Below are 19,497 nucleotides of genomic sequence, written 5' to 3'. Positions count from 1 at the left end.
TCGCTTTGCGACACCCCGCTCAAGCGGCGAGACCGTATTTCCGCAGCGCGAGTTCGGCGCGCATGGGAAGGACGGGGCTGTCAGGCCAGAGGCTGATCAGGGGCAGCGTCATGCCGTGGCGAGTGACGGTCTCCGGCTCCTCGATGAAGCGCGGCGCGGCGCGGTCCAGCACGATGACAAGCGCGACAGGTATAGCCGCAAGGACCGGCATAGTAACCAGACCGAGCCCGCGCACTTCGAGCAGGCCGGCCGTTTCCGCGACCGGGCTGGCCAGCAGACGCGCGCCGTCCTGCTCCAGCAAAACGCCATCATCACCCACCAGAATCGCGCCACGATCGATGAGAGCCAGCGCGAGGCTCGACTTCCCCGCACCCGGCGGTCCCTCGATCAGGATGCCGCGGCCATCGATGGCGACGCAGGTTGCCACATGCTTGATCGGCTGTTTCATTCCTCGTCCTCCCCGGCCATCGGCAGCTCGAGCACGAGCTGCGCGCCGGGTTCGCCGCTGGGGCGGTCGGTGATCGTGAGCGTGCCTTCGTGCGCTTCGGCAATCGTGCGCGCGATGGCGAGGCCGAGGCCGCTGTGCGCGCCGAAGGCCTCGGCATCGGGGCGCACCGAGTGAAAGCGTTCGAACACCTTCTCGCGCTCGGCAGGGGGAATGCCCGGGCCGTCGTCGCAGACGGCGAGGAAGACGCGGCCCTCGCTGGCCCAGACGACGACTTCGACCGTCCCGCCGGGAGGCGAGAACGAGACCGCGTTGTCGAGCAGGTTTTCAAGGACGCGCTCCAGCTGCAGCGCATCGCCGCGAACGAGCGCGGTACCGCCGCCGCGCATCATGCGGATCGGACAGGCTTCCCGGTCCGGCCGGGCACCGCGCGCGCCGACGACGTCTGCGGCGAGACCGGCCAGATCGAGCAGGGCGAAAGTGGCGCGGCTCAATTGCGCGTCGATACGGCTGGCGTCGGCGATCTCGGTGATCAGGCGGTCGATGCGCTGGACATCGTGCGCGGCGATGGCGGCGAGCTGCTGGCGCAGGCCAGGATCGTCGACTTTCTCCATCGTCTCGAGCGCGCTGGAGAGCGAAGCAAGCGGGTTCTTGAGCTCGTGTGCGACATCGGCGGCGAAGCTTTCCACCGCGTCGATGCGCTGGCGCAAGGCGGTGGTCATGTCGGAAAAGGCGCGGGCGAGAAGGCCGATCTCGTCGCCGCGTTCGGGGAGGCGCGGGACGACGACCGCGCGGTCGCGCCCCAGGCGGACGCGGACCGCAGCGCGGACGAGCGCGCGCAAGGGCTGGACGATGGTGCGCGCGAGAAACAGCGAAAGCTGGATCGAGAGCAGGAAGGCGACACCGATGATGATGCCCAGCGACTGGCGCGCGTCGCGGACTGATTGGGTGACGTCGGTAGCATTGCGCAGCGCGAGCAGCATTTCGCCCTTGTCGCCAACGGGCGTGGCGGCGGTGATGACGGGCGTACGGTCGGGCGCATAGCGCAGATAGACCTCGGTCGCCCGCGCGGTACGGGCGCGGGCGATTTCGGGCCAGTTGGCGGCGCCGGTTTCGGGCGGTTCGCGGTAGCGCTCGATCTGGGGGGCGCCGACGATGAAATCGACGCCGCGATCGAGCAGGCGCGCGGCGCTGGTGTACCAGGCTTCCTTGTCCGGATCGGCGAATGCGAAAGGCGGCGGAGCAAGGCGGAAGCTGTCGGCGATCAGGCCGCCTCTGGCATCGTAGAGCGTGAGGCGCAGTTTCTGGGTGGTGCCGATTTCGGCGAGCACTTCGCGGGCCCTAGCCGGGCGCGCTTCGGTGAGGGCAAAGGCGGCGATTTCCGCCTCGGCGCGGGCGAGCTTGAAGCGCTCGGCGAGGAGCTGCTTGCGGTAGCTGTCGAGGTAGAAGAACGAGCCGGCGAGCAGCGCGAGCGCGATGACGTTGACGGCGAGGATGCGGACGGTGAGCGAAACGCCGCGCACGCGCCACGAGCGGCGGCGCTGGCCTCCGCGGCTCGGCTCCGGCGCCGGTTCAGGAATCGGTGAAGCTATATCCGGCGCCATAGAGCGTCTCGATGGCGGAAAACTCGGCATCCGCCGCGCGGAACTTGCGCCGCAGCCGCTTGATGTGGCTGTCGATCGTGCGGTCGTCGACGAAGACGTCGTCGTGGTAGGCGGCGTCCATCAGCTGGTTGCGCGTCTTCACCACGCCGGGACGCAGCGCGAGCGCTTCGAGGATGAGGAACTCGGTCACGGTGAGCGAAACGCCCTCGCCGTCCCACGTCACCGTGTGGCGCGCCGGATCCATCACGAGGCGGCCGCGGCGGATCGGCTCGGGCAGCGGCTGGGCGTCCTCGCCCGGCTCGGCAGGCCCGGCTGCATCGCTGCGGGCGATTTCCGAGCGGCGCAGGATCGCGCGGATGCGCGCGATCAGCAGGCGCTGGCTGAAGGGCTTGGCGATGTAATCGTCGGCGCCCATGGAAAGGCCGAGCGCCTCGTCCGCTTCTGCATCCTTGCTGGTGAGGAAAATGACCGGGAGCTGGCTCTTTTCGCGCAGGCGCTGGAGCAGTTCGAGGCCATCCATCCGCGGCATCTTGATGTCGCACACGGCAAGGTCCGGCGGGTTTTCGATGAGCGCCTTCAGCGCTGCGTCGCCATCGTAATAGAGGCGCGTGGCGAAGCCTTCGGCCTGCAGCGCGATAGAGACGGTGGTCAGGATATTCCGGTCATCATCGACCAGCGCGATCACCCGGGGATCATCGCCGCGCGCGTTGGACAAGACCGGCGATTGCGAGGCTTCGGACAGGGCGGCGTTTCCGGTCTTGCTGGCAGCGGATGAAGACTGCCGGGATTACCGGTTCGCCGCGCGACTGGCAACCGGGCCGGCAATCCGCTCCGGATCGGTGCAGTTGTACGAGATGCAACTTGCTGCGCAAAAAACTTGGTTGCCCCTACGGCATTTGACGCAGCATGGCGGGGTGGCTAAGGGCCAGAGCGGACTCAGCGCATTCGTATGCAATGATGCTGCGGATTCGCCGGCGAACGAGAGCTTTCTGGGTGTGATTGCAACGCGGGGCCATGCCTCGCCCGGAGCCCCAACCAGCCCGGGCACCAGGCAAACCTGCCATGGGAGACCGACTGTGTCTGATACCACATTGAACGTGACCCTCGCGCAGCAGGGCCTTCCCGAACCGGCGCAGATCTTCGCCAACCTCGGCACCGCGCCGCTGGTGGAGCATGCGATCCGCAATGGCGAAGGCGTGCTCTCGGCAGACGGTCCGTTCGTCGTCGCCACCGGCAAGCACACCGGCCGCAGCGCGAAGGACAAGTTCTTCGTCCGCGATGCCGAGACCGAGAACACGATCTGGTGGGGCAAGACCAATGTCAGCATGACGCCAGCTCAGTTCGCCGCGCTGAAGGCCGATTTCCTCAGCGCGCTCGGCGGGCTCGACAAGGCGTATGTGGCGGACCTGTTCGGCGGTTCGCAGCCGGAATATCGCGTCTCGGTGCGCGTGATCACCCAGTACGCCTGGCATTCGCAGTTCATCCGGACCCTGCTGGTGCGCCCGACGGCGGAAGAGCTCGCGAGCTTCGCGCCCGAATACACCATCATCGACTTGCCCAGCTTCCGCGCCGATCCGGAGCGCCATGGCTGCCGCACCGAGACGGTGATCGCGGTCAACTTCACCGAGAAGCTGATCCTGATCGGCGGCACGGCCTATGCGGGCGAGATGAAGAAGTCGGTCTTCGGCATCCTCAACTACCTGCTGCCGGTGCAGGGCGTGATGCCGATGCACTGCTCGGCCAATATCGGTGCAGACGGCACCACGGCGGTGTTCTTCGGGCTTTCGGGCACGGGCAAGACGACGCTCTCGGCCGATGCCAGCCGCACGCTGATCGGCGATGACGAGCATGGCTGGTCGGACACGGCGGTCTTCAATTTCGAGGGCGGCTGCTATGCCAAGATGATCCGTCTTTCGGCCGAGGCCGAACCGGAAATCTTTGCGACGACCAAGCGCTTCGGCACGATCCTCGAGAACGTGGTGATCGATCCGGAGACGAGGCTGATCGACCTCGACGATGCCTCGCTTGCCGAAAACAGCCGTGGTTCGTACCCGATCGATTTCATCCCGAACACAAGCGAGAAGAATCTCGGGCCGGTTCCGGCGAACATCATCTTCCTGACGGCGGATGCCTATGGCGTGCTGCCCCCGATCGCGCGGCTGACGCCCGATCAGGCGATGTACCACTTCCTTTCGGGCTACACCGCGCGCGTGGCGGGCACCGAAATCGGCGTGACCGAGCCTGAAGCGACTTTCTCCACCTGCTTCGGCGCCCCCTTCATGCCGCGCCACCCTTCGGTCTACGGTAACCTCCTCAAGGAGCGCATTGCCAAGGGCGGGGTGAAGTGCTGGCTGGTCAACACCGGCTGGTCGGGCGGCCTCGCCACGATGCCGGGGATCAAGCGCATGCCGATCAAGGCGACCCGCGCACTGCTCAACGCGGCGCTCGACGGCAGCCTCAACAGCGCCGAGTTCCGCATCGATCCCAACTTCGGTTTTGAAGTGCCTGTTGCCGTGCCGGGTGTGGACACTGCCCTGCTCGATCCGCGCGGCGCCTGGGCTGACGGCGAAGCCTATGACCGCACCGCCAAGGAACTGGTGCGCAAGTTCATCGACAACTTCGCGCAGTTTGCCGACCATGTCGACGAAAGCGTGCGTAACGCGGCGCCGATCGCGGCATAAGCCAAGAAGACGACAATCCTTGTCTGGCGTGAGGCCTCGCCCTGTGCGAGGCCTCTTTTTTTGTGCCGCCAAGGAATTGCCATGACTGCCCACCCGATCCGCCTGATTGCCGATGACGCGGCGGTGCGCCATGTGGGCCAAGGGCTGCTGGCACGCGTCCTGCCCAAGGCGGAATGGACGCATGAGGCGCATCTGGCTGCGTGCCTGTGGCTGCTACGCGAGAAGCCGGACTTCGTGGCCGAGCGCGACATGCCCGGCACGATCAGCACCTACAACCTCTCGGTCGGCACCCAGAACACCGACAGCGGCGGCTACCACGAGACGCTGACACAGCTCTACATCAAGGGCGTGCGGGCCTTTGCGGAAACCTTGCCGGAAGGGACCGGGCTTGCGGAGGCCGTGAACGCGCTGCTGGAAAGCGAGATCGGCGATCGCAACTGGCCGCTGTGCTTCTATTCGAAGGAACGGCTGTTCAGCGTGGAAGCGCGGCGTGGCTGGGTAGAGCCGGATCTCGCCGCGCTCCAGGATTAGGCCGTCCGCCGCGGTACAAACGGATAAGTCCGCCGCTCGATCACTTCCTGCACCGCGCGGTGCGCTTCCTGGATCGCGGCATCTGTATGCGGGCTGGCAGCGGCGTCGCTGTTGGCGATGCTGACGAGGCCGAACGGCTGGCGGCCGATCACGCAGGGGCGGCTGGGGCTCTCGCTGTAGACCCATTCCACCGGATCGTAGATCGAATTGTAGGTATAGGCATAGCCGTGACCCCAGCGGTTGACGGTGATCCCGGCAATGTCGCGCGCGGCATCGAAACCGGCGCTGCCCAGCATGCGCTGGAGCTGGCGGCGGGTCTCGCGCTCGAAGGTCTCAAAGCTCATCGCTAGCAGTTCGGCGCGGCCGGCACGGTGCTGGTCGCGGCGCGGGAGACCCGGCTTGTTCATGTATTTGACGAGGTGGAGCACGATCGGCTCGTCGGGCGACTGCGGGTGCTTGAGATCGCCGAGGCTGACCGCTTCGGTGAGGCCGACTTCCTGATGGAACATAGTGGGACAATGAAAATTGGCAGCGCCGAGCTTCACGAAGGGCCGCCAGTTGGTGACCGCGACGCTGGTGTAGACCATCGGGCCCTTCACGCCATAAGCGAGCGCTTCCTTCTGCGCGGCGGGCAGTTCGGGCATCAGGTAGGGGATCGCCATGTTCCAGCAGGCCATGATCACGGCCTTGCCGCGCACTTCGACGAGCTTTCCCTGCTTGGCATAGTGCACCGCGACTTCGCCCGCGCTGGCAGGATCGCCTTTGTGCGCCACGTTGAGGACGACGCTCGAGAGCCGGATGCGGGTGGGCGCGCCGGGACGGTCGAGCGCGGCGTAGTCGATCACCGCCGTGCCCATGTCTTCCTGCGTGCGGCCAGCCGTGGCTTCGGGAACCAGCTTGGAGACCAGCAGGCGCGCCAAGGTGGCATTGCCATCGGGGAAGTGGATCGACTTGTCGCCTTCGCGCTGCCGGCCATGCTGGCCGCCGGGAAGGTCGGCAAAGAGATCGGCGGGCACATCGCCAAGGTTCATGCCGGAAAAGCCCGGATAGCCCTGCACCCAGCCGAACAGCGCGGGCACGGCATCGCCGCCCACGCAGAAGCTGGCCATGCCGATCATCTGGAACAGCCAGTAGACCTGCGGATCGACGCTTACTTTCTCGGTGAGGAACTCCTTGTAGGAATGGCGCGCCAGCCAATCCTTCTTCGCCGCCTGATCGAGGCCGGGGAGATAATCGGGCTGCTCCTTGGCGAAGAGCCGCGCGAGATCGGCGCGAGCCCTGGGCGTGAGCGGGGCCTTTTCCAGCTTCGCGGGCTCGATCGCGCCGCCGCGCCAGCCGCCGCCCATCGCGAGCACGGTGTCCTTGCCGCCGAAGGTCTCGGCGTCGAAGACCATGCCGTGGCCCATGCCGAGCGACTTGTAGAGCGTGGCATTCGCGGTGTTGTCGCGCTCGAACCGGGCAATGTCGACGCCGATATCATCGAGCAGCACGCGCGACCATTTGTCGTAGCGCGAGGGGCTCTCGATGTTGAGCGTGCCGCCGTTGCACAAAAGCAGCTTGCCGTTCACGCGGAATTCGTTGCGCTTGGCATGGCCGCCGAAATCGTCGTGGTTGTCGAGCACCAGCACTTTGGCACCGGGACCCACGCGCTTGTGGAAGAAGTGCGCGGCGGAGAGGCCGGAAAGCCCGCCGCCGACGACGATCAGGTCATAAGTCTCGCCGCTGTCTTCCGCGTCCGCCAGCTTGAGCGTCCCGTCGCGCAGCATGTGCGCTGCCTCGAACGTGCCGGCGTGCGAGCCGCGCATACTTTGCTTGGCGGGGGGATAGGGGTTGGGATCGACTTCCGGGGTGACGACGGCCCTGGGGCGAGCGGCCTGCGCCGCCGATGGCATGCCGGCGGCGAGCGCGGCAGAAGCGACACCATTGACAAAATCGCGCCGGGTGATCGCCCGGTCCATCCCCAGTTGCCGGTCTTCGTCGCGCATGCGTCCCCCCTATCCGATGGCGCAGCTTTGCGCCGGACGAGGGGCTTGTCCAGCCTCAGACGTTGAAGGCAGGAGTCGCGCGCAGCAGGTTGTAGGCGTCGATCACCGCCTGCAGGCGGCCTTCGTAGGCACGGTCGCCGCCGTTGCGATCGGGGTGGAAGCGGCGGACGAGTTCGGAATAGCGTGTGCGCAGCGCCTTGCGATCGGCATCGAAGCCGAGGCCCATCGTCTCATAGGCCTTGCGCTCTTCCGGTCCGATGCCGCGCCGGGCGGCTTCCTGCCGGTGCAGCGCATCCTCGCGGCGAGCCTTGGCGCGCTGGGAAATGGCATCGAGCGGATCGGCAAAGTCGTTCCAGCGCGGGGCTTGGTCGATCCCGGCAGTGGGGCGGAAGGCGCGCGTTTCCGTGGCCCATCCGGCAAGCGGAGATTGTGCGGCCATGATTTCCTCGGGCGTCATCCCCGCAAAGAAATCGTAGCCCGCGTTGAACGCGCGCACGTGATCAAGGCACATCCAGCGGTAGTCGCCCGGACCGTCGAAGCCGGGCGCGCGGACGCCGGGTGCGCGGAATTCGCCGGCCTCGTTGCACCCCGGAACGGCACAGAGTTGCCCGGTGCCCTGCACGCGGCCATGGAAGCGATCATGTCTCATGAGCTGCCCCACATGGGCAATCATGGCCCAAGATGGAAGCCGTGCTATCGGGAAAATTCGCGCGCTCAGCCCTTTTCGGGCGGCGACAGCTCTCCCCCGACAAGCTTCTTGCACACGCCGGCGGGCACATAGACCCACGCGTTGGGCTCGTTGTCCTTCTTTGCGGTGCCGCCGCAGCTGTGGACCGGGCTGAAGCAATCGTTCATGCCCGCCTTCACCACGCCGTAGCACTTTTCGAACTTGTAGCTGGGCTTGGGCACATTGACTTGCGCGCTCGCCTCGGCGGCGACGAAGGCGGCGGCAAGCGCTGCGGCGGCGACGGCCATGCGGACGGGAATCTTCGGCGTATCGGTCATCGGTCTGGCTCCTTGGCTGCTAGAAAAAGGAAAACTGCGCGCCGGCAAGGATAACGAGGCCCTGCTGGACCGGCTCCGGCTGGGGCGCATTTGTGGCAAGGCGGAAGTGGTAGCCGGCCACGAAGACGCGCGCTTCGGTGTAGCGGCCCGCCCCCAGCAGATCGTGATTGCGATCAACCTGCAGCGAAGCGCCGCCCTCGATCACATCGAGCGTATCGTCCCCCGGCACACCATCGCGGCGCGCGGCGCGGGCGTGCTGGACATAGCCGCCCACGGTCCACGGACCCGAGACCCGGTCGAGGCTGGCGATCACGCCGTAGGGTCGCGCGCCGCCGGTTGGAGCCCGCGAATCGATTCCAGCGCTGAGGCCGAACGCCCAGGTGTCGTGCAGCGTGCCGGAGACCCCGCCGCTCACCGAACCGAGACCGCGCCAGCGTCCGTCGACGCCGAGCTCGCGCACATGTGACCACGTGGCGGCGAGGGTGAGATCGAGATCGGCGCTGCGGTGATTCCACACGGCGGCGGCCTGCAAGAGATCCTTGCGGCGTGGCTGCGCTGGAAGTGGCAGCGCGGCCTGTCCGCCCTGCCCAAGCAATGCGCCGGGGCGCTGGCGGACCGTCGGCGCATAGGAAACGGCGCCGTAGAAGCCGCTGCGCGTGCGCGGGGTGACCCAGATCGCCTTGGCGGAACGATCCGCATAGAAGCGCGCGGCATAGCCGAGTGTGCTTAGCGCGTTGATCCGTGCGGCCAGCGGGCCGGGCAGCGCGCGCGTCGGCAAGCGGCCATCGGGATCGAGCCGCGTGCCACCGACCGGACCGAACGGAGCGGAGACCAGCGCGATTTCGGAAGGAGTGAAGCCGACGAGGCTCTGCGGGAAACCGGCGCGCTCGCCCACTTCGATGCGGCCGAAAGTGCCTGAGGCGAACACGCTCCATTCGGGGATGGCAGCGCGCCAGGACGCGGTCTGGCGGCCGGTCGCGGCGGTGAGATTGATCACCCCGCGCGCGCCGAGCAGCGTGCCGCCCTTGGTGCGCCGGAGCGGGCTGACTTCGAGTTCGGTCTCGGACAGCACGCGACCTTCCCCGGCGGATGGGCCATCAGTGGCGGCGGCGACGGCAGCGGTCTGGAACCCGCTCAGGGCGACGGCGAAGTGGCCGGGTCCGGGCACGGACTGCGCGGCGACGGGCGCAGCGGGCAAGCCCAGCAGCGCCGCGACCGGCAAAAGAACCTGCAATGCCCTCATTCCAATGCGCTCCCGCCCGCAACACTGAAGTTATGTTCGGAATGGATGGCTTGTCGGTTACAGCGCGGATCGACGCTCGGGCGCCCTTCCCCTCGTTCACCGATCGGTTAAGATGCGCCCATGACCGGACCCATCGCCCAGGAAATCACCGCGCTGCTCACCGCAGCGTTTGCCCCCGAACACCTCGCCGTGATCAACGACAGCGCTCACCACAGTGGCCACATGGGCGATGATGGCACGGGCGAATCGCACTTCACCGTGGAGATCACCAGTGCCCAGTTTGCCGGTGTCTCACGCGTGATGCGCCAGCGGATGGTCAATCAGGCGCTGGGGGATATTCCGGGGCAGCGTGTCCATGCGCTGGCGATCAAGGCGCGTGCGCCCGGTGAGTAATTCGCCTCGCCGCATTCGCCGTGCGGCGCGCATCTTGCTGATCGACGAGCACGAACGCCTGCTGCTGATCCGCTTTGCCCCGCCGAGCCGCCGCGCGTTCTGGTGCGGCGTGGGCGGCGAATGCGATCCGGATGAGGATTTCCACGCGGCGGCGGTGCGCGAGGTGTTCGAGGAGACCGGCCTGCAGGTGGAAAGCTGCGGGCCGGAGATCGCGCAGCGGATGGACGATTTCATCACGCTTGAGGGCGAGCCGGTCACCTCCGACGAGCGCTTTTTCCGCGTGCGCACGACGAGCTTCACGCCCGATTGCGCGGGCCACACCGACCTCGAACGAGCACTGATCAAGGAATTCCGCTGGTTCAGCGCCGCCGAACTGGCAGAGTGGCACGAGCCGGTGTTTCCGGTGAACATCCTCGAACTGCTCGAGACGGAGGTATCGCGATGATCGAACCCGTGATGCAGACCTTGACCCCGGTGACCCACGATCTCGGCGCATTTCAGGTTCGGCGCGTGCTGCCCTCGCGTGAGCGGACGATGGTCGGGCCGTTCATCTTCGTCGACCAGTTCGGCCCGGCGGTGCTCCCCACCGGGACCGCAATGGACGTGCGGCCGCATCCGCATATCAATCTTGCGACCGTCACCTGGCTGTTCGGCGGGAAGTACGCCGGTGCGATCGACCACCGCGACAGCCTGGGCACGTTCGCGACGATCCGGCCCGGGCAAGTCAATCTGATGACGGCGGGGCGCGGCATCGTCCATTCGGAGCGGAGCCCGGCGGAAGAGCGAGCCGGCGGACCCGCGCTCTATGGCATGCAGACGTGGCTTGCGCTGCCCGACGGGCGCGAGGATATCGACCCGGCCTTCGAGCAGCAGGCGGACCTGCCGCTGATCGAGGACGGCTGCACCACCGCGCGCGTGATCATGGGGACACTGTGGGGCAAGACCGCCGCCACGACGCAGCACAGCCAGACGATCTATGCCGAGATCCTCTTCGCACCCGGCGGCACAATCCCTGTCGATCCCAGCGCTGACGAGCGCGCGGTGATGCTGGTGGGCGGCGAGGCGAGCGTGGATGGCGTGCCGCTGGAGCTCTACGCGCTGGCGGTGCTGGCACCGGGCGTGACGTTGAAACTCTCATCGGAAAGTGGCGGGCGGGTGATGCTGCTCGGCGGCGAGGCCTTCACCACGCCGCGGCACGTGTGGTGGAACTTCGTGAGCTCGAGCCGCGAGCGCATCACGCAGGCCAAGCACGACTGGGACGAAGGCCGCTTTCCCAAGGTGCCCGGGGACGAGGAGGAATTCATCCCCCTGCCCAAGGTGCCGAACACGCGGGCCAATCTTTAGAACGACTACGGGAGAGGACAGACATGGCATTTGCCGGAGAGGTGGCATGGATCACCGGGGCATCATCGGGAATCGGCGCGGCAATGGCGCGGGGGCTGGCGGCAGAAGGCGCGCATGTGATCCTCTCGGGCCGCAATGCGGAAGCGCTGGCGGAAGTTGCGGCAGACTGCGCAAAGGGCAACGCCACGGCGCTTGTCCTGCCGTTCGAGGCGACGGACTATCCGGCGGGGCTCGCAGCAGCGGAGCAGGCCTGGGCCTGGGCGGCGGAGCGTAGCGGCGGGATCGATTTGCTGTTCAACAATGCCGGCATCTCGCAGCGCAGCCTCGCCGTGAACACCGATTACGCGGTCTATGAAAAGATCATCGCGGTCGATCTGCTGGCTCCCATCGCGCTGACGCAAGCGCTGATCGGGCGCATGGTGGCGCGGGGGAAGGGCCGCGTTGCGATGGTTTCCAGCGTGGCGGGCAAAGTCGGCGTGCCGATGCGCACGGCCTATAGCGCGGCCAAGTTCGGCCTGATCGGGTATGCCGATGCGCTGCGGACTGAAGTTTCTGGCGAGGGGCTACAGGTCCACGTCATCGCGCCGGGTTCGGTGCGCACCAACGTCTCGCGCAATGCGCTCAATGCCGATGGCAGCCGCCGCGGGGTGAGCGACAAGGCGATCGACGGGGGCATGGACCCGCAAGTGGCGGTCGCGCAGATGCTGGCTGAGATGGCCGCCGGCAAGCGCGAGATCATCGTCGCGACGGGCTTCGAGCAGATGATCGGCGAAGCCTGCCGCACGCCCGAGGAGATCTTCGACCGCATGGCCGCGCTGGTCGCGAACGGCTATGCCAACAAGCTGGAAGTCCCGGCGGTGGAGAGCGCACAATGAGCATGGACCTCACCCGCGTCACGCTGGCAAACGGCATCGAGCTTGACGTGGTGGATACGGGCCCGCGCGATGCGCCGGCGCTGATGTTCCTCCATGGCTTTCCCGAATCGCACCGCACATGGCGGCACCAGATCGCGCATCTTTCGGGCCGCTTCCGCTGCATCGCGCCGGATCAGCGCGGCTATCGCGGATCGTCCAAGCCGGACGGGGTGGAAAACTACACGCCGGACAAGCTGATCGGCGATATTTTCCTGCTCGCCGATGCGCTGGGTGTAGGGCAGTTCACGGTGCTGGGGCATGATTGGGGCGGCGCGATTGCCTGGGGCGTGGCGTTGATGGGGCAAGGCACGCGGGTGACGCGCGCGGTGGTCGCCAATGCGCCGCATCCGGGGATCTTCCAGAAGCTGCTCTACCTTGATCCTGTCCAGCGCGGCGCGAGCCAATATATGCGGGCGTTTCGCGACACCGCGAACGATGCCATGGTGCGAGAGCACGGACTGGGCGCGCTGCTGGCGAAGGCGCTCAACTGGGACCGTGCGCCGGTGATGGAAGAGGTCGAGCGCGAGGCGCTGCTGAAGGACTGGTCGAACGGCGACAGCGCGATTGCCATGCTCAACTGGTACCGCGCGAGCCCGATGGACGTGCCGACGATGGACGCGCCCTTTGCGCTGCCGGAAGGCTATGCTCCGCCGCCACTGCCGCCGCTCGGCATCCCGACGCTGGTCATCTGGGCGATGGACGACATGGCGCTGCCGCCCGCGAACCTTGACGGGCTGGACGCGATGATCCCGAACCTCACGCTGGTGCAAGTGCCCGATTGCGGCCATTTCGTACCTTGGGAAGCGCCGGGGAAGGTGAACGCCGCGCTGGATGCGTTTCTGGAGTAGCAGCCACAATACCACCTCGTCATTGCGAGCGCAGCGAAGCAATCCAGAGCGGTAGTTCCCGGCCGCCCTGGATTGCTTCGTCGCTGCGCTCCTCGCAATGACGAAGCCGAGGTGAATGGCTAGGCCAGCTCCAGCCGGTAGAAGTGCGTGTCGACCGGCATGCGCGGAAAGCCGTCCGGCAAGTCCTCCGGCGCGATCTCGAAGAAGCCGTTCTTCTCATAGAACCGCCGCGCGGCGTGCAGTCGTTCGATCGTGCCAAGCGTGATCCCGGTGATCCCGAAGGCGCGAGCATGATCGATCAACGTGTCCAGCAGCCGCGCAGCAACACCGTGCTCGCGCCCGCGTGCTTCGGCCGCGACGAACATCTTGCGCAGCGCGCCCTCGTTCACACCGAAGCCGATCAGGCCGATGGTGCCAACAATGCGGCCCTCCAACTCGGCCACCCAGAATCCGCCGGTGCCGGACTGGTAGACCTCGGCGACCGCGCGCAGGTCCGGCTGGTCTTCCGCCGTCACCGGCACGGCAAATTCGCCCTGCTGGATCGAGAGGATATGCGCAATCACCGAATCCTCGTCGGACTTGGCGTAGGGACGGAAGATGATATCAGCCATGCTGTGCGCTGTGCGAGGAGAGGGCGCTGCCTGCAAGGGATATGGTGCGATCAGTTCGAAAGTGGCAGCCCCACTGCCCGCGCATTGATCGGCCCGTCGTTCACTATTGGTCTCAACCGAAGCAACAGCCGTTCTGCGATACTTGTTTTGCAACCTGCAGTCGGAATCTGCAACCAACGGCTCGCTTGCCCTCGCCTCTCAAAGATCAGCGTTGCATGGTAGCCGCCATCGTTGACCATATCGCAGCCAACGGGAAGGAACCAAACCGCGTCTCCCAACGCACCGGCAGGGGGCCGGAAGGCGGCAAGTTGTTTGCGCAGCAGACCCAGTTCTGTAGCTGAAATGCGCTTAGTCAGGACAGGTTTCGGCTTTCGGGACGCGTCGTAGGTTTCGAAAATGATCTTGCCTTCAGGCAGGATCGTGACGTTGACAACTCGTTCCCAAGACCTTTCAGCGGGATAGCCGATTGTCACCGTCTCGTCGGGAGCGACTGGTTGCACTGGCTGCGAGCCATCTCCGATCTGCGATCTTGGAGCTAGATCCTTATAGCCGTCACAACCGGTAAGTGTGAGCAGCAAAGCCGCCAATCCGCAGAGAACAATCCCTTTTGAGTGGCGCATCACAAGCCCTAGAGCGTCTTGAACCCGTCCGTCTCGGCGGAGAGCGTCTCCAGCCACTTGGCGAGGAGATCGCGCTTGGCCGGCATCAGCGCCTTGCCTGCGGGTGAAAGCACGCGCGCGGGCACATCGCGCAGGTTTTCCTTCAGCATCGGCAGCACGGCGTGGCCATCGGGCTGGCCGCCATTGGGTTCCACCAGCGCCATGATCCGCGCGGCGCCGATCGCGCCGAGCCAATCGAGCGCATCGGCGTCGTGGAGATAGAGCGATTCGGGGACGGTCGGCGTCCGGTAGTACATGTGCTCGCGGATCGCGGCCTGCACCTTGGGCAGCTTGTTCATGGGGAAGCCGGTAGGCGCGAGAATTTCGCCGACGAGGTCCGCTGCAACATCGGAATGGTCGAGGTCGGGCTTCTCGTAGGGTTTGAAGGCGGCGATATCGTGCAGATAGGCGGCGGCAAACAGCACGTCGTCATCCAGCGCGACCTTGTCGGTGGCGGCCATGGCTTTGGCGAGCGCGTAGTCGCGATCCGAATGCGAGGTGCCCCAGGCCGGGTGTTTGCAGTGCTCGATATTGAAGGCGCGGACTTTGGTGCGCCAATCGAGCGGCGGGGAATCGGCAAGGGCCGTGGCGGGGACAGCGACTAGCGCGAGGGCGGCAAGCATCAGTTTCATCGGGCGCATGGGCAGGGCTTCCTAGGCAGGTTTACCGATAGGCTAGCATGGGAGGCAGCCGCCGCAATTGGTTGGTGCGGCCAATCATGCCTTGCCGTGCCATGCGACCCACGCACCGTGGGCGTGCGCCTCGCCCAGCAAGACCGGGTCGCCGCCACCGGGCCAATGGCGCACGGTGAGTTCGTGCCGGAAGGTTTCGCGGTTGGTCTCCAGCATGATCCACGCGAGGCGCTGGCCTGCCTCCCCTGCCCCAGTTATCGCCTTGGTGATCCGCGCACGGGTTTCAGGCGGCAGATATTGCCAGACAATCGAGTGGTAGAAGACGCGGGTAGTGCCTTCCTCGAGCGGTGCGGCGAGGCGATGGTCCACCCAGTCGCCTGCATCCATCTGCGTGAGGTGAGGGGGCTGTTCGCCCGCCAGCTGGATCGCCGCGTCGATCCGGGCCAGACGTTCGGTCACTTCGGCCCAGACGTAGCTTTTCAGCCGAAGCGCCTGCGCGGGATCGGCGAGATTGACCGGGGCGCGGTCGCAGCCCTGGATCGCGGTGATTTCTACCGGTGCGGACAGCGGTGCAGGCCCGCGCCATTCAGGCTTGATCTGCATCGGCGAATCCTGCGGGCCGACCTGGGTGCCGCCGAGGTTGTAGTGATAGCGGTCCATCATCGTGTTGACACCCGCGCTGGCTCCGAGTTCGTTCATCTCGAAGCGCGGCCCGACGCGGGGGGACAGCCACAGCAGCGCGGCCATGATCGAGGCGGAGCGGCCCGCTTCGTTGGTCTGCGGCGGGCCATCGAGCCAGCGCAGCAGCGCGGTGTCGTATCGGTGCGTGAGTTCGAGGATCAGCGCGTCGACGGCGTCCTGATCGGTCAGTTCGCCGCGATAGACCTCGCCAAGCCGCACATCCGTGCCGGAGAGGACCAGATGATGGAAGCCGCCGGCCAGCCGCAGCGGCAGTGCGTCTTCGAGCGGCTTGCCGGGCCAGGTGGCAAGTCGGTGGCCGGTTTCGGTGTCGCTTTCCAGAAGGGCGAGCTGCGCGCGCACCACCCTCGCAGTGCAGGGCGCGCCGTTCTTGGCGGCATGATCGGCCTGCCAGCGGATCGCCTCAGCGACATCGCTCCAATCCATGACCCGTTCCATACGGTTGCCCTTTCCGGCCCTTTGCCATAGGGGCCATGCGCCATGACCGCGCCGACACCTATCGTTTTCGCCCTGCCCAAGGGCCGCATCCTCGACGAGGCGCTGCCGCTGCTGGCCGATGCCGGTGTCGTGCCCGAGCCGGACTTCTTCGACAAGGCCTCGCGCAAGCTGAGCTTCGCCACCAGCCGCGACGACATGACGATCATCCGCGTCCGCGCTTTCGACGTCGCGACCTTCGTGGCCCACGGCGCGGCGCAGGCGGGCATTGTCGGCTCCGATGTGATCGACGAATTCGACTATGCCGATCTCTATGCGCCGGTCGACCTCGATATCGGGCACTGCCGCCTCTCGGTGGCCGAGCCTGCCGCAGCAGTCGAAAGCGGACAGGCTGCGCGCGAAAGCCATGCCCGCGTCGCCACCAAGTATCCAAGCCTCACGCGCCGCCACTTCGAGAAGCTGGGTGTTGCCGCGGAAGTGGTGAAGCTCAACGGCGCGATGGAACTGGCCCCCTCGCTGGGCCTTGCCAGCCGGATCGTCGACCTCGTGTCCACTGGCCGCACGCTGAAGGACAACGGCCTTGTCGAGACGAGCCGGATCATGCCGGTCTCGGCGCGCCTGATCGTCAACCGCGCCGCGCTGAAGACCGATCCGGTGCGCATGGGTGCGCTGATCGATTGCTTCCGCGAACTCGTTGCCCGGCGGAAGGCGGCCTGATGCAGCGCCTTCACACCCGGGACGCGGGCTTTGCCGAAGCCTTTGCCGCCGTCGTCAGCGACCGGCGCGAGAGCGATGCTGATGTCGCGCGCGATGTGACCGCGATCCTCGCCGATGTGCGGGCGCGGGGTGACGAGGCCCTGGCCGACTACACCGCGCGGTTCGATGGCCACGACCTCGGCGAGGATTGGCGCATTCCCGCCGAGACCTGCCGCGAGGCGTTCGACGCGCTCGATCCCGCCTTGCGCGCCGCGCTCGAACTCGCGGCGGAACGCATTCGGGCTTACCACGAAGCGCAGCTGCCAGAGGACCGCGACTATACCGATGCCTCCGGCGTGCGGCTCGGAGCGAAGTGGCACGGCGTCGATGGCGCGGGGCTCTATGTCCCGGGCGGTCGCGCGGCTTATCCGTCTTCGCTGCTGATGAACGCCATTCCGGCCAAGGTCGCGGGTGTGGGCCGACTGGTGGTGACCACCCCGACGCCCAAGGGACAGGTCAATCCGCTGGTGCTGGCCGCTGCGCACCTCGTGGGTGTCGATGAAGTGTGGCGCGTCGGCGGGGCGCAGGCGATTGCGGCGCTGGCCTATGGCACGAAGCGCATTGCGCCGGTCGACGTGATCACCGGTCCGGGCAACGCCTGGGTCGCCGAGGCCAAGCGCCAGCTTTACGGCGTGGTCGGCATCGACATGGTGGCAGGGCCGTCCGAGATCCTGGTGATTGCGGATGGGCAGAACGATCCACAGTGGATTGCCGCGGACCTGCTCAGCCAGGCCGAGCATGACCCTGCCGCGCAGTCGATCCTGATCACTGACGATGCGGCCTTTGCCGATGCGGTGACGGCTGCGGTCGAGGCCGAGATCGCACTGCTGCAGACCGCCGCTGTCGCCCGCGCGAGCTGGGATGCGCATGGCGTGATCGTGGTGGTCGATTCGTTGGCAGAGGCTCCCGCGCTGGCCAATGCGCTGGCCGCCGAGCACGTCGAGATCGCGACCCATGATCCCGAGGCGCTGTTTGCGGGCATCCGCCACGCGGGCTCGGTCTTCCTCGGCCGTCACACCCCCGAAGCCATCGGCGATTATGTCGCGGGGCCGAACCATGTGCTGCCCACCGGGCGGCGCGCGCGGTTTGCCTCCGGGCTTTCGGTGCTCGATTTCATGAAGCGCACCAGCTTCCTCAGCGTCAGCGAAGCATCGCTCGGCGCGGTGGGACCGGCTGCCGTGGCGCTGGCCGAAGCGGAAGGCCTTGCCGCCCATGCCCGCTCCATCGAACTGAGGCTTGGAATATGACGCGCACCGCCGGTAGCAACAAACAAGGGCGCCTGACCGCCCGCTCCGCCGCGCGGCTTGCCGCCGTGCAGGCGCTCTACCAGCTCGAGATGGAGCAGCCGCAGCTGCACTTGCTGCTCGACGAATTTCACATGCACCGGCTCGGCGCGGAGATCGAGGACGAGCAGTACCACGAGGCGGACGTCGCTTTCTTCGACGACGTTGTGCGCGGCGTGGCGGCGCGGCGAGAGGAGATCGACAGCGTGCTGACGGGGCGACTGGCGGAGGGCTGGTCGATTTCTCGGCTTGATCGCACGATGCTGCAGATCCTGCGCGCGGGTGCCTATGAACTGCTAGCGCGCCCGGACATCGGCGTCGGCACGGTTATCGGAGAGTATCTCGACGTTGCCCACGCGTTTTTCGATGCGCGCGAGACGAAGTTCGTCAACGGGCTGCTCGATGCCGTGGCGAAGGACGTGCGGAAGTAGGCGAAAGCCGCGTCTTCAACGCAAACCCGAACAAACTCCGCTCACCCTGAGCCTGTCGAAGGGTGCCGACACGACGGTCGCGCCGGCATGCTTCGACAAGCTCAGCATGAGCGGGATAGAGGGCGATCTCGGTGGTTACAGCCGCTCGGCGTGCCAGCGGAGGTGGTCGTCCATGAAGGTCGAGATGAAGTTATAGCTGTGGTCGTAGCCGTCCTGCAGGCGCAGGGTGAGGTTGACCCCCGCTGCCTTGCAGGCCGCCTCGAAGAGTTCGGGGCGCAGTTGCTCGACAAGGAAGCCGTCGGCCGCACCCTGATCTACGAGGATATCGCCCGCCGGGCGCTTGCCGTCCTCGATCAGCGCCACCGCATCATGCGCGCGCCACGCGGCGCGGTCTTGGCCGAGATAGCCGCCGAGCGCCTTGTGGCCCCACGGCACCTGTCCAGGCGCGACGATGGGCGCGAAGGCGGAGAGCGACTTGAACTTGTCCGGGAAAGTCAGGCCGATCGTGAGCGCGCCGTGGCCGCCCATCGAATGGCCGGTGATGCCCATGCGCGCCGGATCGATCGGGAAGTTGTCAGCGATCAGCGCGGGCAGTTCCTGCGTGACATAGTCCCACATGCGGTAGTGCGCCGCGAAGGGCTCCTCGGTGGCGTTGACGTAGAAGCCGGCGCCGAGGCCGAAATCGTAGGCACCTTCCGCATCGTCCGCCACGCCCTCGCCGCGCGGGCTGGTATCGGGGGCGACGAAAATCAGGCCAAGCTCGGCGCACAGGCGGCGGTATTCGCCCTTGTCCGTCACATTGGCGTGGGTGCAGGTCAGGCCGGAAAGGTAGAAAAGCACGGGGAGCTTGGCCCCGACTTCTGCCGCCTGCGGGGGCAGGAAGACCGAAAAGGTCATTCCCGTCCCCGTCGCGGTGGACTGGTGCTTGTAGACGCCCAGCGTGCCGCCGTGCGCTTTGCTGGTCGAAACGGTCTCGAGCGTCATGTCAGTCCCGTACT

22 protein-coding genes are annotated in these 19,497 nt (G+C 66.6%); 10 read left to right on the top strand and 12 right to left on the bottom strand.

All coding sequences use genetic code 11. The features are described 5' to 3' along the window. Positions 1-19: 19 nt before the first annotated feature. The 3 genes from NDB2M1_RS07820 to NDB2M1_RS07810 are packed head-to-tail and all read right to left on the bottom strand — an operon-like array spanning position 20 to position 2,764. Positions 20-448, bottom strand: a complete 429-nt coding sequence (locus NDB2M1_RS07820; protein ID WP_072381123.1) for an HPr kinase/phosphorylase — start codon at positions 446-448, stop codon at positions 20-22. Continuing rightward, a complete protein-coding gene (locus NDB2M1_RS07815) occupies positions 445-2,049 on the bottom strand; it encodes a sensor histidine kinase (RefSeq protein WP_083554727.1) in 1,605 nt (534 codons plus the stop codon). Before NDB2M1_RS07815 ends, NDB2M1_RS07820 begins: the two co-directional genes overlap by 4 nt. Next, on the bottom strand, positions 2,018-2,764 hold the full coding sequence (locus NDB2M1_RS07810) for a response regulator transcription factor (protein WP_197274237.1): 747 nt from the start codon (positions 2,762-2,764) through the stop codon (positions 2,018-2,020). The genes NDB2M1_RS07815 and NDB2M1_RS07810 overlap by 32 nt, the downstream gene beginning before the upstream one ends. 361 nt (positions 2,765-3,125) lie before the next feature. On the opposite strand from NDB2M1_RS07810, the gene NDB2M1_RS07805 reads away from it, so the two are divergent. After that, the gene (locus tag NDB2M1_RS07805) at positions 3,126-4,730 is read left to right on the top strand and encodes a phosphoenolpyruvate carboxykinase (protein WP_054120373.1); all 1,605 of its coding nucleotides are present in this window, start codon (positions 3,126-3,128) and stop codon (positions 4,728-4,730) included. A gap of 81 nt (positions 4,731-4,811) precedes the next feature. Beyond that, entirely contained in the window at positions 4,812-5,261 is a 450-nt protein-coding gene (locus NDB2M1_RS07800; RefSeq protein WP_171955343.1) for a hypothetical protein, read from the top strand. Here the strand turns inward: NDB2M1_RS07800 and NDB2M1_RS07795 are convergent. The 4 genes from NDB2M1_RS07795 to NDB2M1_RS07780 all read right to left on the bottom strand — a co-directional run bounded on the left by NDB2M1_RS07795 (position 5,258) and on the right by NDB2M1_RS07780 (position 9,494). Continuing rightward, positions 5,258-7,246 carry an NAD(P)-binding protein gene (locus NDB2M1_RS07795; protein WP_072381121.1) on the bottom strand — a complete coding sequence of 663 codons (1,989 nt, stop codon included), beginning with the start codon at positions 7,244-7,246 and terminating at the stop codon, positions 5,258-5,260. The two genes, NDB2M1_RS07800 and NDB2M1_RS07795, sit on opposite strands and share 4 nt — an antisense overlap. A gap of 55 nt (positions 7,247-7,301) precedes the next feature. Beyond that, on the bottom strand, positions 7,302-7,895 hold the full coding sequence (locus NDB2M1_RS07790) for a J domain-containing protein (RefSeq protein ID WP_072381700.1): 594 nt from the start codon (positions 7,893-7,895) through the stop codon (positions 7,302-7,304). Between the two features lie 65 nt (positions 7,896-7,960). Next, the gene (locus NDB2M1_RS07785; protein ID WP_054120375.1) at positions 7,961-8,251 is read right to left on the bottom strand and encodes a BufA1 family periplasmic bufferin-type metallophore; all 291 of its coding nucleotides are present in this window, start codon (positions 8,249-8,251) and stop codon (positions 7,961-7,963) included. Positions 8,252-8,270: 19 nt separating this feature from the next. Next, positions 8,271-9,494: a porin gene (locus NDB2M1_RS07780; protein ID WP_083554725.1), complete on the bottom strand. Its 1,224-nt coding sequence runs from the start codon at positions 9,492-9,494 to the stop codon at positions 8,271-8,273. Between the two features lie 120 nt (positions 9,495-9,614). Between NDB2M1_RS07780 and NDB2M1_RS07775 the strand changes: the two genes are divergently transcribed. The 5 genes from NDB2M1_RS07775 to NDB2M1_RS07755 are packed head-to-tail and all read left to right on the top strand — an operon-like array spanning position 9,615 to position 12,993. Continuing rightward, positions 9,615-9,887 (top strand): BolA family protein, encoded by a 273-nt coding sequence (locus NDB2M1_RS07775; protein WP_072381117.1) that lies wholly within the window; start codon positions 9,615-9,617, stop codon positions 9,885-9,887. Further along, positions 9,880-10,332, top strand: coding sequence for an NUDIX hydrolase (locus tag NDB2M1_RS07770; RefSeq protein WP_253185815.1), 453 nt, complete (start codon positions 9,880-9,882; stop codon positions 10,330-10,332). The genes NDB2M1_RS07775 and NDB2M1_RS07770 overlap by 8 nt, the downstream gene beginning before the upstream one ends. Then, on the top strand, positions 10,329-11,231 hold the full coding sequence (locus tag NDB2M1_RS07765) for a pirin family protein (RefSeq protein WP_072381113.1): 903 nt from the start codon (positions 10,329-10,331) through the stop codon (positions 11,229-11,231). The genes NDB2M1_RS07770 and NDB2M1_RS07765 overlap by 4 nt, the downstream gene beginning before the upstream one ends. A gap of 23 nt (positions 11,232-11,254) precedes the next feature. Then, positions 11,255-12,106: an SDR family NAD(P)-dependent oxidoreductase gene (locus NDB2M1_RS07760; RefSeq protein ID WP_072381111.1), complete on the top strand. Its 852-nt coding sequence runs from the start codon at positions 11,255-11,257 to the stop codon at positions 12,104-12,106. Next, positions 12,103-12,993, top strand: coding sequence for an alpha/beta fold hydrolase (locus NDB2M1_RS07755; RefSeq protein ID WP_072381109.1), 891 nt, complete (start codon positions 12,103-12,105; stop codon positions 12,991-12,993). Before NDB2M1_RS07760 ends, NDB2M1_RS07755 begins: the two co-directional genes overlap by 4 nt. A gap of 119 nt (positions 12,994-13,112) precedes the next feature. On the opposite strand, the gene NDB2M1_RS07750 is transcribed toward NDB2M1_RS07755, so the two are convergent. The 4 genes from NDB2M1_RS07750 to NDB2M1_RS07740 all read right to left on the bottom strand — a co-directional run bounded on the left by NDB2M1_RS07750 (position 13,113) and on the right by NDB2M1_RS07740 (position 16,020). After that, on the bottom strand, positions 13,113-13,604 hold the full coding sequence (locus NDB2M1_RS07750) for a GNAT family N-acetyltransferase (RefSeq protein ID WP_072381107.1): 492 nt from the start codon (positions 13,602-13,604) through the stop codon (positions 13,113-13,115). A 50-nt stretch (positions 13,605-13,654) separates the two neighbouring features. Further along, positions 13,655-14,224 carry a hypothetical protein gene (locus tag NDB2M1_RS21970; RefSeq protein ID WP_143146675.1) on the bottom strand — a complete coding sequence of 190 codons (570 nt, stop codon included), beginning with the start codon at positions 14,222-14,224 and terminating at the stop codon, positions 13,655-13,657. 8 nt (positions 14,225-14,232) lie between these two features. After that, positions 14,233-14,904 carry an HD domain-containing protein gene (locus NDB2M1_RS07745; protein WP_143146674.1) on the bottom strand — a complete coding sequence of 224 codons (672 nt, stop codon included), beginning with the start codon at positions 14,902-14,904 and terminating at the stop codon, positions 14,233-14,235. Between the two features lie 75 nt (positions 14,905-14,979). Continuing rightward, positions 14,980-16,020 carry a DUF2332 domain-containing protein gene (locus NDB2M1_RS07740; RefSeq protein ID WP_253185814.1) on the bottom strand — a complete coding sequence of 347 codons (1,041 nt, stop codon included), beginning with the start codon at positions 16,018-16,020 and terminating at the stop codon, positions 14,980-14,982. Between the two features lie 54 nt (positions 16,021-16,074). On the opposite strand from NDB2M1_RS07740, the gene hisG reads away from it, so the two are divergent. From hisG to nusB, 3 genes are read left to right on the top strand one after another with little or no spacing between them, the layout of a single operon-like run. Then, positions 16,075-16,746 (top strand): ATP phosphoribosyltransferase, encoded by a 672-nt coding sequence (gene hisG / locus NDB2M1_RS07735; protein WP_072381103.1) that lies wholly within the window; start codon positions 16,075-16,077, stop codon positions 16,744-16,746. Then, the gene (hisD, locus tag NDB2M1_RS07730; protein ID WP_072381101.1) at positions 16,746-18,032 is read left to right on the top strand and encodes a histidinol dehydrogenase; all 1,287 of its coding nucleotides are present in this window, start codon (positions 16,746-16,748) and stop codon (positions 18,030-18,032) included. The genes hisG and hisD overlap by 1 nt, the downstream gene beginning before the upstream one ends. Next, positions 18,029-18,499 carry a transcription antitermination factor NusB gene (gene nusB / locus NDB2M1_RS07725; protein WP_054120387.1) on the top strand — a complete coding sequence of 157 codons (471 nt, stop codon included), beginning with the start codon at positions 18,029-18,031 and terminating at the stop codon, positions 18,497-18,499. The genes hisD and nusB overlap by 4 nt, the downstream gene beginning before the upstream one ends. A gap of 135 nt (positions 18,500-18,634) precedes the next feature. Here the strand turns inward: nusB and fghA are convergent, their stop codons facing one another. Beyond that, positions 18,635-19,483, bottom strand: a complete 849-nt coding sequence (gene fghA / locus NDB2M1_RS07720) for an S-formylglutathione hydrolase (protein WP_072381099.1) — start codon at positions 19,481-19,483, stop codon at positions 18,635-18,637. Positions 19,484-19,497: the final 14 nt, after the last annotated feature.

The sequence above is a fragment of the Novosphingobium sp. NDB2Meth1 genome (assembly GCF_900117425.1).
Lineage (GTDB): Bacteria > Pseudomonadota > Alphaproteobacteria > Sphingomonadales > Sphingomonadaceae > Novosphingobium.
Note: the sequence above shows the minus strand (reverse complement) of the source record. Positions and strands in the feature narration are given on the sequence as shown.

Coding starts and splice junctions, on each gene's coding strand:
- NDB2M1_RS07820 (WP_072381123.1), bottom strand. CDS start 448: ATGAAACAGCCGATCAAGCATGTGGCAACCTGCGTCGCCATCGATGGC.
- NDB2M1_RS07815 (WP_083554727.1), bottom strand. CDS start 2,049: ATGGCGCCGGATATAGCTTCACCGATTCCTGAACCGGCGCCGGAGCCG.
- NDB2M1_RS07800 (WP_171955343.1), top strand. CDS start 4,812: ATGACTGCCCACCCGATCCGCCTGATTGCCGATGACGCGGCGGTGCGC.
- NDB2M1_RS07795 (WP_072381121.1), bottom strand. CDS start 7,246: ATGCGCGACGAAGACCGGCAACTGGGGATGGACCGGGCGATCACCCGG.
- NDB2M1_RS07790 (WP_072381700.1), bottom strand. CDS start 7,895: ATGAGACATGATCGCTTCCATGGCCGCGTGCAGGGCACCGGGCAACTC.
- NDB2M1_RS07785 (WP_054120375.1), bottom strand. CDS start 8,251: ATGACCGATACGCCGAAGATTCCCGTCCGCATGGCCGTCGCCGCCGCA.
- NDB2M1_RS07780 (WP_083554725.1), bottom strand. CDS start 9,494: ATGAGGGCATTGCAGGTTCTTTTGCCGGTCGCGGCGCTGCTGGGCTTG.
- NDB2M1_RS07775 (WP_072381117.1), top strand. CDS start 9,615: ATGACCGGACCCATCGCCCAGGAAATCACCGCGCTGCTCACCGCAGCG.
- NDB2M1_RS07765 (WP_072381113.1), top strand. CDS start 10,329: ATGATCGAACCCGTGATGCAGACCTTGACCCCGGTGACCCACGATCTC.
- NDB2M1_RS07760 (WP_072381111.1), top strand. CDS start 11,255: ATGGCATTTGCCGGAGAGGTGGCATGGATCACCGGGGCATCATCGGGA.
- NDB2M1_RS07755 (WP_072381109.1), top strand. CDS start 12,103: ATGAGCATGGACCTCACCCGCGTCACGCTGGCAAACGGCATCGAGCTT.
- NDB2M1_RS07750 (WP_072381107.1), bottom strand. CDS start 13,604: ATGGCTGATATCATCTTCCGTCCCTACGCCAAGTCCGACGAGGATTCG.
- NDB2M1_RS21970 (WP_143146675.1), bottom strand. CDS start 14,224: ATGCGCCACTCAAAAGGGATTGTTCTCTGCGGATTGGCGGCTTTGCTG.
- NDB2M1_RS07745 (WP_143146674.1), bottom strand. CDS start 14,904: ATGCGCCCGATGAAACTGATGCTTGCCGCCCTCGCGCTAGTCGCTGTC.
- NDB2M1_RS07740 (WP_253185814.1), bottom strand. CDS start 16,020: ATGGATTGGAGCGATGTCGCTGAGGCGATCCGCTGGCAGGCCGATCAT.
- hisG (WP_072381103.1), top strand. CDS start 16,075: ATGACCGCGCCGACACCTATCGTTTTCGCCCTGCCCAAGGGCCGCATC.
- hisD (WP_072381101.1), top strand. CDS start 16,746: ATGCAGCGCCTTCACACCCGGGACGCGGGCTTTGCCGAAGCCTTTGCC.
- nusB (WP_054120387.1), top strand. CDS start 18,029: ATGACGCGCACCGCCGGTAGCAACAAACAAGGGCGCCTGACCGCCCGC.
- fghA (WP_072381099.1), bottom strand. CDS start 19,483: ATGACGCTCGAGACCGTTTCGACCAGCAAAGCGCACGGCGGCACGCTG.